At 42.4% G+C, this 14728-nt stretch carries 13 protein-coding genes; 3 read left to right on the top strand and 10 right to left on the bottom strand.

Translation table 11 applies throughout. From position 1 onward, the window contains the following. Positions 1–14: 14 nt before the first annotated feature. The 5 genes from RT422_RS01755 to leuA all read right to left on the bottom strand — a co-directional run bounded on the left by RT422_RS01755 (position 15) and on the right by leuA (position 5042). Positions 15–1202 carry a vWA domain-containing protein gene (locus tag RT422_RS01755; protein ID WP_050324244.1) on the bottom strand — a complete coding sequence of 396 codons (1188 nt, stop codon included), beginning with the start codon at positions 1200–1202 and terminating at the stop codon, positions 15–17. Between the two features lie 9 nt (positions 1203–1211). Further along, positions 1212–2114 carry a MoxR family ATPase gene (locus RT422_RS01750; protein WP_313421079.1) on the bottom strand — a complete coding sequence of 301 codons (903 nt, stop codon included), beginning with the start codon at positions 2112–2114 and terminating at the stop codon, positions 1212–1214. A gap of 148 nt (positions 2115–2262) precedes the next feature. Next, positions 2263–2718 (bottom strand): resolvase, encoded by a 456-nt coding sequence (locus RT422_RS01745; RefSeq protein ID WP_313421078.1) that lies wholly within the window; start codon positions 2716–2718, stop codon positions 2263–2265. A gap of 66 nt (positions 2719–2784) precedes the next feature. Further along, positions 2785–3105 carry a YcgL domain-containing protein gene (locus RT422_RS01740; RefSeq protein ID WP_099807868.1) on the bottom strand — a complete coding sequence of 107 codons (321 nt, stop codon included), beginning with the start codon at positions 3103–3105 and terminating at the stop codon, positions 2785–2787. A gap of 206 nt (positions 3106–3311) precedes the next feature. Further along, positions 3312–5042 (bottom strand): 2-isopropylmalate synthase, encoded by a 1731-nt coding sequence (leuA, locus tag RT422_RS01735; protein WP_313421077.1) that lies wholly within the window; start codon positions 5040–5042, stop codon positions 3312–3314. Positions 5043–5206: 164 nt separating this feature from the next. Here leuA and RT422_RS01730 point away from each other — a divergent pair, with 164 nt between their 5' ends. Then, entirely contained in the window at positions 5207–5665 is a 459-nt protein-coding gene (locus RT422_RS01730; RefSeq protein ID WP_201664356.1) for an Lrp/AsnC family transcriptional regulator, read from the top strand. A 136-nt stretch (positions 5666–5801) separates the two neighbouring features. Here RT422_RS01730 and RT422_RS01725 read toward each other — a convergent pair whose 3' ends face one another. Then, a complete protein-coding gene (locus RT422_RS01725; protein WP_313421408.1) occupies positions 5802–7259 on the bottom strand; it encodes an alanine/glycine:cation symporter family protein in 1458 nt (485 codons plus the stop codon). Positions 7260–7421: 162 nt separating this feature from the next. After that, positions 7422–8231: a hypothetical protein gene (locus tag RT422_RS01720; RefSeq protein WP_313421075.1), complete on the bottom strand. Its 810-nt coding sequence runs from the start codon at positions 8229–8231 to the stop codon at positions 7422–7424. Positions 8232–8707: 476 nt separating this feature from the next. Between RT422_RS01720 and ahcY the strand changes: the two genes are divergently transcribed. Both ahcY and metF read left to right on the top strand, forming a co-directional pair. After that, entirely contained in the window at positions 8708–10096 is a 1389-nt protein-coding gene (ahcY, locus tag RT422_RS01715; RefSeq protein ID WP_313421407.1) for an adenosylhomocysteinase, read from the top strand. A 167-nt stretch (positions 10097–10263) separates the two neighbouring features. Continuing rightward, positions 10264–11106 carry a methylenetetrahydrofolate reductase [NAD(P)H] gene (gene metF, locus RT422_RS01710; RefSeq protein ID WP_313421406.1) on the top strand — a complete coding sequence of 281 codons (843 nt, stop codon included), beginning with the start codon at positions 10264–10266 and terminating at the stop codon, positions 11104–11106. Between the two features lie 220 nt (positions 11107–11326). On the opposite strand, the gene dld is transcribed toward metF, so the two are convergent. The 3 genes from dld to RT422_RS01695 form a co-directional block, all read right to left on the bottom strand. Next, positions 11327–13030, bottom strand: a complete 1704-nt coding sequence (dld, locus tag RT422_RS01705; RefSeq protein WP_313421074.1) for a D-lactate dehydrogenase — start codon at positions 13028–13030, stop codon at positions 11327–11329. A gap of 37 nt (positions 13031–13067) precedes the next feature. Continuing rightward, the gene (locus RT422_RS01700) at positions 13068–13367 is read right to left on the bottom strand and encodes a hypothetical protein (protein WP_312533221.1); all 300 of its coding nucleotides are present in this window, start codon (positions 13365–13367) and stop codon (positions 13068–13070) included. Positions 13368–13500: 133 nt separating this feature from the next. After that, on the bottom strand, positions 13501–14673 hold the full coding sequence (locus RT422_RS01695; protein WP_007116525.1) for an iron-containing alcohol dehydrogenase: 1173 nt from the start codon (positions 14671–14673) through the stop codon (positions 13501–13503). Positions 14674–14728: the final 55 nt, after the last annotated feature.

Raw genomic sequence — 14728 nt, 5'->3', positions numbered from 1 at the left:
TTGCCTTAACAATACTACCGCGCCAAATACTTGGTCATATCTTCAATACCATGCAAGGTCATCGGGTACATATGCCCTTGCATGATATCTTTGATTAAGCCGATGGTCTGGGTGTATTGCCAGTAGCTTGGTGTCTCAGGGTTGAGCCATGCGACTTTATCAAAGTGGTTAGTGATACGTTTTAGCCACGCCTGCCCCGTATCTTGGCTCATATACTCAACGCTACCGCCGACAGATAGCAACTCATAAGGCGACATTGCGGCATCACCAACAAAAATCACCCGATAATCACTGCCATATTTGTGTAGCACATCCAATGTGGGCACGGCACTGGCATTACGGCGGGCATTTTCTGTCCAAACATATTCATACACACAGTTATGAAAATAAAAAAATTCAAGCGTCTTAAATTCGTTTTTAGCGGCAGCAAATAAGCGCTCACACGCTTCGATATAGCTATCCATGCTACCACCGATATCAAATAGCATGAGCACTTTGACACGATTGCGGCGTTCGGGACGCAGCTGCACATCGAGCATCCCCGTTTGCGCGGTTTTCTTGATGGTTGAGCCAATATCAAGCTCATCAGCCGCCCCATCACGGGCGAATTTACGCAGTTTTCGCAGTGCCATCTGCATGGAGCGGGTTTCTAACTGGTTATCCGTGTCCAAATCGCGGTATTTGCGCTGCTCCCACACCTTGACCGCTGAGCGTTTTCGGCTTTCACCACCCACGCGGATACCTTCGGGATGGTCGCCATACGCACCAAAAGGCGATGAGCCGCCTGTACCAACCCATTTGTTACCGCCTTGGTGTCGCTCTTTTTGTTCTTTTAGGCGTTCCTCTAGGGCTTTCATGAGTGCTTCAAGCGAACCATATTTTTTGAGTAGGCGCCGCTGGGCTTCGGTGAGATTGTTGGGGTCAAGTTTAAGTTCCAGCCATTCTTTGGGGATATTACCCAATTTTGCCATCAGCTCGTCGATATCGAGTGTATCAATACCTTCAAAATAATCTGCCATGGCACGGTCAAATTTATCAAAGTATTTTTCGTCTTTGACCATACATAGGCGAATCAGCTCGTAGAATTGTTCACGGTCGGCAAACACAATGCCTGTTTCTAGCAAAGCATAAAGGTCTAGCAATTCACGAGTGGAAACTGGCACGCCATATGTGCGTAAGGTATAAAAAAGATTGATAAACACACCAATCCCCTATCGACTATGACGCAGCATAAAGCCTATACGTTCAAGTAAACTCAAGTCATTTTCATTTTTGAGCAACGCCCCCGCCATGGGTGGTAAGTTATCGCTTGGATTTTTCAACCGCTCAATCGCATTTTGACTGCCCGCTTGCAAATCATCGGCCATCAGCAAACTAATCCAATCTACCAATTCAGAAGTGGATGGCGGTTTTTTTAAGCCTTTGACTTCTCGTAGACCGTAGAACACCTTGAGTGCTTCATCCACCAAGTCTGCCTGTAGATTGGGGAAATGCACATCCACAATTTCGCGCATGGTTGCTTGGTCAGGAAAATCAATATAATGAAAAAAGCAACGACGCAAGAAGGCATCAGGCAGTTCTTTTTCATTGTTTGACGTGATAATAACGACAGGACGATGATCGGCGGTAATCGTTTCGCCAGTTTCATACACATAAAATGACATTTTATCGAGCTCATGTAGCAAGTCGTTGGGGAACTCAATATCCGCTTTATCAATCTCATCAATGAGCAGTACCACACGCTCAGGACTGGTAAATGCTTGCCATAGCTTGCCTGCCTTGATGTAGTTAGCAATATCATACACGCGGTCATCGCCCAATTGACTATCCCGCAGGCGTGATACCGCATCGTACTCATACAAGCCCTGTTCGGCTTTGGTGGTTGATTTGATGTGCCAAGTTAACAGTGGCATATCTAAACTTTTTGCCACTTCTTCAGCCAGTAGCGTTTTACCCGTGCCAGGTTCCCCTTTGATGAGTAACGGTTTTTGCAATTGAATCGCAGCGTTGACGGCAAGTTTTAGGTTGTCAGTGGCGATATAACTATCGGTGCTTGCAAAACTGCTTTGGGTTGCGCTGTTTTGGATGGCAGCATTTTGCTGATGGTCAGACATAAAAAAACCTATGATAATCGTCAAAAATGAGTTTCAGACTATCATAAGTTTCAGGGAAAGTTAAGCTATAAGTAAAAGGTAAAGCTGTAAAAAGTTAAGTCGTAAAAGATTAAACCGTCATCGCTTGTTGACTTGTCACCATCATAGCTTAGCGACTAGGCTGGCTGATATTGGCGTTATTTAACGCATGTTTTTTGTTGGTTTTATCGATACCCATTCGAATAATTTGCCAAATAAAACCCAAAATACAGCCCACTGTAATCACAACCATAATTGGTAGCAAACCATTAAAGATAATTGCTGGATCTTTAAGTAAAATCCCATACACCACGGAAATACTCGCTGGTGCGATGTCAGGCGGGGTGCCAAGGGAAGTGGTGGGCGTGAGCAAAATCGCAAATAGAATAATCCAACTCAAGCCTGCAAGCGTTTTTGGCAAAATCCGTACCACTAAAATCCAAAGCAGTAATACGACAATGGAAGATCCCACATAAGCATATAAGGGTAATTTGTCTGGCGGCACACCTTGAACCAGCTGCGCCCACCAAATGATGATTTCGCCTAGCACATTACCGATTTGCTCGAGTGATAAAAATGCAAACATAGTTTTGCCTTGCCAAAAATAGATGGATTATTTTAGCATGATTCAAATCATTTGGTTAAAGTTTTGCTATTGCCACTTGCTCTGCTGCGCTTCTGCCATATTCATCTTTGCTTGGCGTAACAGCACATCTTCAGGCGGCATTTGCACAAAATACCCCTGACTTTGCAGTTTTTCTAACACTTCTGCTTTATTGACCCGTGCAAGCTTTGGCGTATTTGCCAAATCCAAATGCATCACAAATGTTTCGCGCCCAATCGCTTGACGAAAATCCTTGGGCAACACTGACAACCAGTCACGAATCTCGTCCGTGTCATTGGGATAATCTGGACGAGCAATGTAAACATACAGGTCATCTTTTTTGCTAAATTTATAAATATCGCAATGCATCATACAACCCTATTATTACTGTAAAATTTAAAGTGCCTCTATCATACCATAAAATAGTATGTCTGGAATTGCACCCCTTTTGCTATTAGCGCCTTTTGCTATTAGCTTGGGTATGTTACATGTTAGCCCATAAAAAAAGAGCAACTAGGGCAATTGCTCTTTTGGTGATAAAAGCTACTGATAAATTTGCGCTTTATAAAAGCTAATTAATGATGCTCAGTATCGGCAATCTGCGCTTGTGCCAACGCAGACAATGCGGCTTTTAACATTGCTGATACGGTGCTTGAGCAAGTGCCGATACCTGAATAAATCTCACCTTCAATATTCAACTGTAAGTAAGCAACGGCATTGGCATCACTGTTGTTTTGGGTGAGCGGGCTTTGACTTTCAACCGTTAATGCATGCTCTGCATAGTTGATAACGTGAATATTTTTGTTCAATTTGGCAGAGATGGCATTGATAAAGGCAGACAACGGACCATTGCCATTACCAACAACGTCTATGATGTCATCTCCCATGCGTACAGAGCCTGAAAAGCTCACTGAGCCAGCGGTGTTTTTGATTTCATAATCTTGCAACGCCAAAGTAGATTGGTTCAAATAGGTGTCTTCAAACACGCTAATGACATCATCTGATGTCAATTCTGTCTGACGGCTTTCGGCTTCTTGTTGAATGACGCGGCTAAAGTCAATTTGCGTCCAGCGCGGCAAATGAAAGCCAAAGTCACGTTGCAAGATATAAGCAACACCGCCTTTCCCTGACTGGCTATTGATACGTACAACATCCTGATAGCCGCGTCCGATATGAGCAGGGTCAATCGGCAAGTATGCCACATCCCATAAGCCTTGGGTGGCTTCGGCATTTTTCTCGTTATAATCTAGCGATTTTTTGATGGCATCTTGGTGCGAGCCACTAAAAGCGGTAAATACCAATTCGCCCACATAAGGATGGCGTGGATGAATCGGTAACTGATTGCACTCACTTACCACTTGGGCGATTTCGCTCATGTTACTAAAATCAAGCTGTGGGTCTACGCCTTGGCTGTACATATTCATCGCCATAACCATAATGTCCATGTTGCCTGTGCGCTCGCCATTGCCAAAAAGCGTGCCTTCAATCCGGTCAGCCCCTGCCATCAAACCCAACTCACTGGCAGCCACGGCACAGCCACGGTCATTGTGGGTGTGAAGGCTCACAATCACATGCTCACGCATCGGTAAGTTTCGGCAAAAATATTCAATCTGATCGGCATAAATATTGGGCGTTGAGCTCTCTACTGTTGATGGCAAGTTAAAGATTACTTTTTGACCTAAGTCCGGGCGCCAAACTTTACACACCTCATCACAGATTTTGACCGAAAAATCGACCTCGGTTTGTGAGAAACTTTCAGGGGAATATTCAAAAATCCATTCGGTTTCAGGGTATTCTTTTGCCAAATCACGCAACAATGTTGCGCCTTCAACCGCAATCGCAATAATATCATCATAATCTTTTTGATACACTTTTTCGCGCTGCACTTTTGAGGTTGAGTTATACACGTGGACGATGGCACGTTTGGCACCTTTTAACGACTCAAAGGTACGGCGAATCAAATGTTCGCGTGCCTGCACCAATACTTGCAAGGTCACATCGTCGGGTACGTGTCCGCCTTCGATTAGTTTACGGGTAAAGTCATACTCCACCTGTGCTGCTGAGGGAAAACCAATCTCAATTTCTTTGAAACCCACTTGCACCAACAAGTCAAAGAAGCGCATTTTTTGTTCAATGCTCATCGGCTCAATCAAGGCTTGGTTACCATCTCGCAAATCCACCGACGTCCATATGGGCGCTTTGGTGATAGTTTTATCGGGCCAAGTACGCTGGGTCATCTTTGGTGCAAATGCAAAGGGTTGGTATTTTTTATGATTAAAAGCCGTATTCTTGGGTTGTATTGACATGCTAATGCTCCACATTTAATTTTACTTAAAATTCTATAATGAAATTATATCTATTTTTTTGTAGTTGAAGTAACTAAATTTTGCTATAAAAAACATAGAATTTGATATTTATGGCTACTATAATTATATTGTTTAGTTAAAATCACTAATTTTGAGAGTTTGCCATGACTTCATTAGATAAAATAGACAGACAAATTTTAGCGCTATTACGAGAAAATGCACGCATGAGTAACCTTGAATTGGCGGAAAGCGTAAACTTAAGCCCTACCCCCTGTGCGCGCAGAGTCAAACAATTAGAGGATTCAGGTGTGATCACGGGTTATAGTGTCACCACCGACCCTAGAAAATTAGGCTATCAACTGTCAGTCTATATTGCCATTAGCATGGATAAACATACGGCAGAACGCTTTAGCAATTTTGAAAAAAAACTACGAGAATTTCCTGAAGTGGTCAGCTGTAGTATAGTGACAGGGCGCAGCGAAGACTATCTTATCAAAGCTTTGGTCAAAGATATGGCGCATTATGAAGAATTTTTATTGCATCGTCTAAACCGTATCGAAGGTATCGCACAAGTGCATACCAGTTTTGAATTACGGCAGGTATTTGAAAAATCAATCATCTGATTGGGTGTTAAAGCCTGTTCTAAACCCTGTTTTAAAAACCTATAAAAAAACGCACTATTTATTGGTATCGCTTATGATACCTAGCCAAACAATAAAAAGCCATTGATAACCAACGGCTTTTTTTATTGTCTAATCGCTACTTTTCCCATATTCCCGATGTGACTTTGGCTTTTATGGCGGGGTATTTATTGATGTTAAAAACAGGATGCTTAACACCTGATTTGATTTGAGCGGAATAATCTTTTGCCAAAATAAATACATATTTTGACAACAGAACGATACTGACAAGATTAATGTACGCCATAATCGCCATCATCAAATCCCCCATATCCCACACCATAGGCACTTCAGCCACAGAACCAAAATACACAAAGGCGAGCACTAACATACGAAATATATTTAAAATCATTGGATGATTCTTAAGATATTGCACATTGGTTTCGGCATAGGCGTAGTTGCCAATAATACTCGAAAAAGCGAACATGAACAGCACTACCGCTAGGAAAATTTGCGCCCATGAACCCACATGACTTTCTAACGCGGCTTGGGTCAATTGAATCCCTGTCAAATCAGCGGTGGGCAGTTTTGATAATAAAATAATAAACGCAGTACAAGAACAGACAATAATGGTATCCACAAAAACACCCAAACTTTGAATCAGTCCTTGTGTGGCGGGGTGAGGCACATCCGCAGCAGCAGCGGCATTGGGGGCAGAGCCTTGACCTGCTTCGTTAGAGTACAAACCCCGCTTAATCCCAAGCATCATCGACTGCGACACCAAACCGCCTAACGCCCCACCCGCTGCCGCATTAAAAGTAAAGGCATCGGTCAAAATCAAATTAAATACCTGTGGAATCATGGTGATATTGGTCACAATAACATACAACGCCATCAGTAGATACACCCCTGCCATCACAGGTACTAGCATTTCTGAAATGGTGGCAACCCGTTTTATCCCGCCAAAGATAATCGGTGCAGAAATAACAACCAACAATAGCGCTACTACATGTTTACCCGTTCCCCATGCGGCACAGGTATTATCGCCCGTACAACCGACCGCCGATTGTACCGCTTGGGCGATGGTATTGGCTTGAATGGCATTATACACCAAGCCAAAACACAAAATCAGACTCACGGCAAAAGCCACGCCTAGCCAACCTTGCCCTAAACCCTGACGGATATAGTAAGCAGGTCCACCCCGAAAATGTCCATTGGCATCTCGCACCTTAAATAATTGTGCCAATGACGACTCAGCAAACGCCGATGCCATCCCAATCAAGGCAATAAACCACATCCAAAATACCGCACCCGGTCCGCCAACACTCACGGCAATAGCAACCCCTGCAATATTCCCTGTACCGACACGACTCGCCAGTCCTGTCATAAACGCTTGAAACGATGAGATACTCTCACTATGTTCGTGATGTTCAGTGCTTCGACTAGCCAGCAAATTCTTGACACTATATCCAAATAAACGAAATTGAACAAACCCTGTCATGACGGTAAAAAACACACCAATACAAATCAAAATCCACACCAACCAATCCCACATGGGTGAACTAACAAGATTGACACTACAATGAATGCTATCCATCACGCTTGCTTGCGCCAAGCAAGCTAAATCTTTGTTATACATCAACAAATCTCGCCTCAAAAATTGATAGCGGATAGTATCAATAAAGCAAACTTTTGGCAATGATTGAGCAAAAAAAAACGACACTAAAAGTGTCGTTTTTCTAAAGCTTACGCTAACAAATTAGAAACGGTAAGTTGCACCGATTTTAGCGATTGGGTACCATTTTGAATAATTTGAATCATCCAAATCTTGTTGTAAGTCAGATTTTAGACGATTATTATCAAATTTTGTAATTTCTTCACCGTTGGTATCTAGAACTCGTGTTTTAGCATCAGTCACTTTCAAGCCACCAGTATAAGCTGCACCGATTTCACCAAATACACCAAAGTTATTAGTGATATTAGGACGGAAACCAATAGTTAAGTATGGGTTCATAGTGTTTTTATTTTCAGCTGACGCTTCAATGTTACCATAGTAAGTGTTACCATTGATTTTAACTGGTTTGGTTTCAGTTGCTTGTTTTTTCAAAGTGATTTCATTGTCACCAAAAATGGTACCAACACCCACAGTAAACCAATTTCCAGCTGGACGTAAATTCACACCAAGATACGGATTGCTTGAATCTGTTTCTAAGTCATATTCAACATCTTCAATTTCGATAGTGTCTTTTAAATCACCGATATCGCCACCAGCCCAACCAACTACAAGTTCAGTTTTATCGTTTAAAGCCCAACCAATATTAGCACCATAACCTAAGGTACCTACTTCGGCACTGATAGCAGCAGGATGTGTTACGGTATCAAAAAACGTTCTAGTACCAGTAACGACTTGAGTTGTTGTATTTTTTACTATACCTGCGTTTGGGTCGTAGGTGGTAGTAGATACGGCAACAGGCTGTGCAATAACTTGTTGATCAACAACTACAGTTTCAGCAAAAGCAGAAGTTGCGATTAAAGCAGCAGGAATAGCAGCTAATTTCAAAACTTTCATATAAATCTCCTAAGGACAGGATAAAGTAAATTTACCATTTCTCTTAAAAATCTAAAAGATTTTCAAGCGATGAATGACATATAAAGAAAAAGTAAATTAGTTGACATATTTTGTTACGTTTCTCTTAGGTATATTAAAACGTAATTTTTCAGCAATGTCTTTTAATTTTGTATAACTTTTCTATATGTTTATGTAATTACATTGGATGAAGTGTAATATTTTATCAAAAATGTTGCTTTTTTAAAAGACTTAAGTTGATGTTGCAATTAAGAGAATGACTTTTATGTTAATTTTTTTTACAATACGCCTATCGAGAGATGCTGCAGCTTAAGGTTCGCTTAATTTATATTTGCTTGCCTGCGCTAGGCTCGTTTTTTGTATTTTAACCAAAATAAATACAAAATAAATAACGGCATCTGCGTTTTTACTTTAACTTTTTTTACCGGTTTTAAGGAGTGGACGCAGTGTCCCTGTCTATCAATTCTACTGATTCAAATTTTTCTGATTACAAAGTTGCCGATATTAGCCTTGCCGACTACGGTCGCAAAGAAATCAAACTGGCTGAAACTGAAATGCCTGCTTTGATGGGTCTACGCCAACGCTACCAAGCCGAGCAGCCTTTAAAAGGTGCCAAGATTGTGGGTTGTATCCACATGACCATCCAAACTGCTGTCCTGATTGAAACGCTCGTGGCGCTGGGTGCAGAAGTACGCTGGACTTCTTGTAATATTTTTTCAACCCAAGACCATGCCGCTGCCGCCATCGCAGCAGCCGGTATTCCTGTGTTTGCTTGGAAAGGCGAGACTGAGAAAGAATACGAATGGTGTCTTCGCCAGCAGATTTTTGAAGGCGGTGAAGCCACGGGCAAGCTGTGGGATGCCAATATTATTTTAGATGATGGCGGCGACTTGACGGCGCTAATTCATAACGACTACCCCCAAATGCTCGACAACATCCACGGTATCTCAGAAGAAACAACAACAGGGGTACATCGTCTAATTGAAATGTTAAATGCAGGCACGCTAAAAGTACCCGCCATTAATGTCAATGACGCAGTGACCAAATCAAAAAATGACAACAAATATGGCTGTCGTCATAGCCTAAACGATGCCATCAAACGTGGTACCGATATGCTTTTAGCAGGTCGTCGTGCGCTTGTTGTCGGTTATGGCGATGTGGGTAAAGGTTCTGCTCAAAGCTTACGTCAAGAAGGCATGGTAGTACGAGTGACGGAAGCCGATCCGATTTGTGGTATGCAAGCTTGTATGGATGGCTATGAATTGGTCTCGCCATTTGTGGAAGGTGACCCTGCCAAAGGTGTCAACAACACCCTTATGCAAGATACTGACTTGGTGGTCACTACCACTGGTAACTACCATGTCTGTAATAGCGATATGTTAAAAGCCTTAAAAGCCACGGCAGTGGTTTGTAATATTGGTCACTTTGATACCGAGATTGATACCCAGTTTATGCGTGACAACTGGAAATGGGTGGAAGTGAAGCCTCAAGTACACCAAGTCTATCGATCAGAAGATGAAAACGATTACTTGCTTTTATTGTCGGAAGGTCGTTTGGTCAATTTGGGCAATGCCACAGGTCACCCATCACGTATTATGGATGGCTCTTTTGCCAACCAAGTATTGGCACAAATGCACTTATTCAAAGAAAAATTTGCTGATTTGCCGGCGGACAAAAAAGCGGACAATTTATATGTCAAAGTATTGCCAAAAAAACTCGATGAAGAAGTGGCAGCAGCCATGGTCGCAGGCTTTAACGGGGTACTGACTAAATTGACGCAGCAGCAAGCCGATTATATCGGTGTGCCAATTGAAGGTCCGTTCAAACCTGATAGCTATAAATACTAATAGCTATAACTACTATTTGTTAAAGGTTCAATCAAAGTCATGCCAATGAGCATGACTTTTTTATGCCGTTTACCTCAATATTTATGCCAAAAAATTCAATTTTTTTACTGTTTTACCCGTTATAATGGTGCTATTTTTTTATCATTTTGGATACTTTCATGACCACCATGACAACGCCGTTTTCTTTTGAGTTTTTCCCCACCAAGACCGATGACGGTCAAACCAAATTATTGGCAACCTTTAATGAATTAAATGCTTTAAAACCTCAATATTTTAGCGTCACGTATGGCGCAGGTGGGTCAACCCGTGAACGCACCTTAGGTATCGTTAAGGCACTCAGTGAAAAAAGTAACACGCCCATCACCCCGCATTTATCCTGTATTGGCGATGATAAAGCCAAAATTGGCGAGTTATTGGATTATTATAAATCGTTAGGCATTAATCGCTTGGTGGCGCTGCGCGGTGATTTGCCATCGGGTATGGTGGGTCTTGGCGAGCTGCCGTTTGCTGTCGATTTGGTTAAATACATACGCGAGCATAGCGGTGATTATTTTCGTATCAAAGTCGCGGCTTATCCAGAAATGCACCCGCAAGCCAAAAGCTTTGAGGCCGATATCCAAAACTTGCTCAATAAATACCACGCAGGCGCGACTGAAGCGATTACCCAGTTTTTCTACAACGCTGACAGCTATCTATATTTGCGTGATGCCCTTGCCAAAAAAGGGGTGACTCAAGATGAGTTCCCGATTATCGCAGGCATTATGCCCATCACCAATGCGTCAAATTTGATTCGATTTGCCGATGGCTGTGGGGCAGATATTCCACGTTTTATCCGTAAACAGCTTGCCGACTATGGCGATGACAAAAAAGCCATTCGTCAATTTGGGTTTGAAGTGGTGGTCAATCTATGTGAGCGTTTGATTGCCGAAGGCGTGCCGTCAATGCATTTTTACAGCATGAACCAAGTCAGCCCAAATAAACAACTGATTGAAGCGCTCGGATTGGTTTAATTGCGTATAGAAATTACGCACTATCTGACAGCAAAAAAAATGAGCATGACGATGTTAAATTGTCTGTTTAACCTCGTAAAATTGGGGCATCGCAAGATAACGCTTATCTTAAACAATTTATCTGGAACAGTTTATCTTGAGCGGTTACTGTTCGGTAAAATAGTGCGATTGCCCTGATAGTCGGATGCTTACCTAATTATGCTTGCCTAGTTAAATGTCTTCATGCGTTAGGTTTGCGCCAATATTTTAACTTTGAAGTGTGACCAATCCCCACATTAAAGGTGTTGGTAGGATCTAGCTTTCGATAAAAATTGGCTAATGCTGGCTTAGCAACATATAAATGACCCACATTGTGTTCTGCGGGATATTCTGCCCTACGCTCGTCTAGCAGCTGCCACATCTGATGCTCAATATCCAGTGGATTAGTGCCTTTTTTGACAATGTAATCTTGGTGAAATACGTGACAAAAAAAGTGCCCATAATATAATTTATGCAACATATGTTGTTCGAGATCGGCGGGGATTTTTTCCACCCATTCTCTATCGTTACGTCGTAACGCAATATCCAATGCCACAATATCCTCAACCTCTGCTCGATGGGTATCCCGATATCGTATCGCCGCCCCGGCAACAGCAAAACGGTGTAAAAAAGCTTTGCGACCTTCTTCCTCCGTACAGGCAAAATACGAGCCAGTAGAATGAACGGCAAAATACTCATTTAAAAACTGCTCTGTCTGTTCTGCGCTTTGCTCATCTACTCGTAGAATCAAATGATGCTCAAAACGCTGATGAAACGCTAGCATGCGCCGCGGTAAATGACTGGGTAAGAAAAAAGTGATAGCTTGTAAAATTTGATCAGTCAAACCCCGTATCTTGATTTTTTCCAACCACCCATCAATGCGATCTTTGAGGGCTAATGCTCTGGGTATATTAACCGTGCCAAAACGCTCAATAAACAAGAAAGTATCTTTGCCATACTTTGCACCAATACTAAAAGCATCACGATGAATATATTCTCCAGCAATCGGCAAGCTGGGTAACGATGTCAGCAAATAACGTCGTATTGCTGTTAGGTCATCATGGTCATTTGAGCCGATATAAAAAACCTTACTCTCAACTTTTTCAAAGGTATCGAGTCGTACCGCAAACACACAGACTTTACCCGCTGAACCCGATGCTTCATATAATCGTGTCGGATCTGCATTAAATCTAGCAGGGCTGTCTGCATCGACTTGTTTAACGTCATGGGCATAACGATTGTCTGATGCCAGCTGAGTGGTTTGCGTGGTTATCTGACTGGTTTTATAGTCTTGTTTTTGCAGTCTGGTGAGTATTTCTTCGGCCGTGTTGCCTAAATCAATACCTAGATGATTAATCAATTCTAACTTACCCGATTCATTGACACGGGCATACAACGCCATTTCAGTATAAGCAGGTCCGCGACGTACCAACGCGCCGCCTGAGTTATTACACACCCCACCTAAAACTGAAGCCCCAATACATGATGACCCAATCACAGAATGCGGTTCACGATTATAAGGCTTTAAAGTACGCTCAAGATTATCTAAAGTTGCGCCTGGTAAACACACCACTTGTTTGCCATCTAAAATCACTTGGATGCCTTGTAGACGCCGAGTGCTCATAATGATGACTGGACGATCGTAGTCATCCCCATAAGGAGTAGAGCCGCCTGTCAGTCCTGTATTGGCGGCTTGCATAATTACCACACAATCTGCCTCAATAATTGTTTGTAGCGCCTGCCATTGTTCAAGTAAGGTACCTGGACATACTACAGCCAACACTTTTCCCTCACCAAAACGTATGCCTTGTCGATAATGACGGGTATCTTGTTCATCGATGAGTACATAAGACTTCCCTACGATCTTCGTTAATTTATCGAGTGTCGGTTTATACTTTTTTAACATGATAAATATCCTTATTGATTAAATGAGTCATGAGGTTTTATTGGCGATTATATTGACTTGTTGATAGTTGAACCGGTCTGGTTTTATCAAAGATAGGATTGTGTTCGATGGTAGAGCTACGCATAGCGTTAACATGGTCAAGTGTGCGTTTACCATCGGTGGCTCGATTATAGATGCGGTTATCGCTGATTTGTGGTACTAGATTTTTTATTAGGAGATTTTTTACTACGAGATTTTGTGCTAGATGTGGCTTGGCGTAGTGGCTAAGTGTGTAGCTTTCTTGGGTTACCCGTAAGTATTGGCAGTGGTATAAGCGAGTGATGGGTTTTTGTTTCATCCCTTTATGCTACTATATTTTAATCAATTTACGCAAAAATTTATGCGCTTTGTATCAGCGCTCAATGTAAAAGGAGACTATTGAAGTCCCCTTTTTCACCGCTGTGAGTATGTCTTAGTTTGATGTTAAATGATTACATAGCAGCTGCGAAGATTGCTACGACCTGTTCATGATTTGCCTTGCGTGGGTTAGTAAGCATACAAGCATCGTTTTGGGCATTGGTTGCCATGATGGCAAGGTCTTCTTGTTTAACACCAAGTTCAGTAAGTCCTGTAGGAATACCTACCGATTGGGATAGCTCACGAATTGCATTGATGCCTGCCTTACCTGCTTCTGCCCGAGTCATGCCTTTGATATCAATGCCCATAAATTCAGCAATATCTGCATAACGCTCAGGGGTTGAAATCAGGTTAAACTCACAGACGTGCGGTAACAAAATCGCATTACAGACACCATGTGGCAGATTGTAGAATCCACCTAACTGGTGCGCCATTGCATGTACATAGCCTAGCGAGGCGTTATTAAACGCCATGCCTGCTAAGTATTGGGCGTAGCTCATAGCCTCACGCGCTTCAATGTTTTCGCCATTCGCTACTGCTTGACGCAGCCATTGTTGAATCATTCGAATGGCTTTTTCAGCACAAGCATCTGTAATCGGATTTGCAGCAGTCGATACATACGCCTCTACCGCATGGGTTAACGCATCCATACCTGTTGCTGCAGTTAAAGATGCAGGTTTAGCAGTCATCAGTCGAGGGTCATCAATAGCAATGAGTGGGGTACAACGCCAATCTACAATCGCCATTTTGACGTGGGTATCGGTATTGGTAATAATACAAAAACGTGTCATCTCTGATGCCGTGCCTGCCGTGGTATTGATAGCAATCAATGGCGTCATTGGCACTTTACTTTTATCAATACCTTCATAGTCACGGATATGACCACCGCCTGCCGTCACTAGACCAATCCCTTTTGCACAGTCATGTGACGAACCACCACCCAATGAGATGATAAAATCACAGCCATTATCCTGATACGCTGTGACGCCATCGTGGACATTTTTGTCAGTTGGATTTGGCTCTGCGCCTGCAAATACGTAGCTATCAATACCTTGTTCGCTTAAATGTTTAATGATGATGTCTGGAACACCTGCTTTGTTCAGCCCTTGGTCAGTTACAATAAGCGCTTTTTTAGCACCTAGATCTTTGGCTTTTGAGCCCACTTCTTTGACACAGCCAGGTCCAAATAATGATACACAGGGAATAAAAAAGCCACTGGTTTGATCGGAGATTTGCTTATAAGCCATGATTAAATTCCTTTTAATCTTTTATGTTAGGGGTCTATAGTAATTTTATTCGTAC

It is taken from the genome of Moraxella sp. CTOTU49803 (assembly GCF_032097965.1).
In the GTDB taxonomy this organism is placed as follows: domain Bacteria; phylum Pseudomonadota; class Gammaproteobacteria; order Pseudomonadales; family Moraxellaceae; genus Faucicola; species Faucicola tetraodonis.
Note: the sequence above shows the minus strand (reverse complement) of the source record. Positions and strands in the feature narration are given on the sequence as shown.

Excerpts from the sequence above, each read along its gene's own strand:
- RT422_RS01750 (WP_313421079.1), bottom strand. The coding sequence starts at position 2,114 with ATGTCTGACCATCAGCAAAATGCTGCCATCCAAAACAGCGCAACCCAA.
- RT422_RS01745 (WP_313421078.1), bottom strand. The coding sequence starts at position 2,718 with ATGTTTGCATTTTTATCACTCGAGCAAATCGGTAATGTGCTAGGCGAA.
- RT422_RS01740 (WP_099807868.1), bottom strand. The coding sequence starts at position 3,105 with ATGCATTGCGATATTTATAAATTTAGCAAAAAAGATGACCTGTATGTT.
- leuA (WP_313421077.1), bottom strand. The coding sequence starts at position 5,042 with ATGTCAATACAACCCAAGAATACGGCTTTTAATCATAAAAAATACCAA.
- RT422_RS01730 (WP_201664356.1), top strand. The coding sequence starts at position 5,207 with ATGACTTCATTAGATAAAATAGACAGACAAATTTTAGCGCTATTACGA.
- RT422_RS01725 (WP_313421408.1), bottom strand. The coding sequence starts at position 7,259 with ATGGATAGCATTCATTGTAGTGTCAATCTTGTTAGTTCACCCATGTGG.
- RT422_RS01720 (WP_313421075.1), bottom strand. The coding sequence starts at position 8,231 with ATGAAAGTTTTGAAATTAGCTGCTATTCCTGCTGCTTTAATCGCAACT.
- metF (WP_313421406.1), top strand. The coding sequence starts at position 10,264 with ATGACAACGCCGTTTTCTTTTGAGTTTTTCCCCACCAAGACCGATGAC.
- dld (WP_313421074.1), bottom strand. The coding sequence starts at position 13,030 with ATGTTAAAAAAGTATAAACCGACACTCGATAAATTAACGAAGATCGTA.
- RT422_RS01700 (WP_312533221.1), bottom strand. The coding sequence starts at position 13,367 with ATGAAACAAAAACCCATCACTCGCTTATACCACTGCCAATACTTACGG.
- RT422_RS01695 (WP_007116525.1), bottom strand. The coding sequence starts at position 14,673 with ATGGCTTATAAGCAAATCTCCGATCAAACCAGTGGCTTTTTTATTCCC.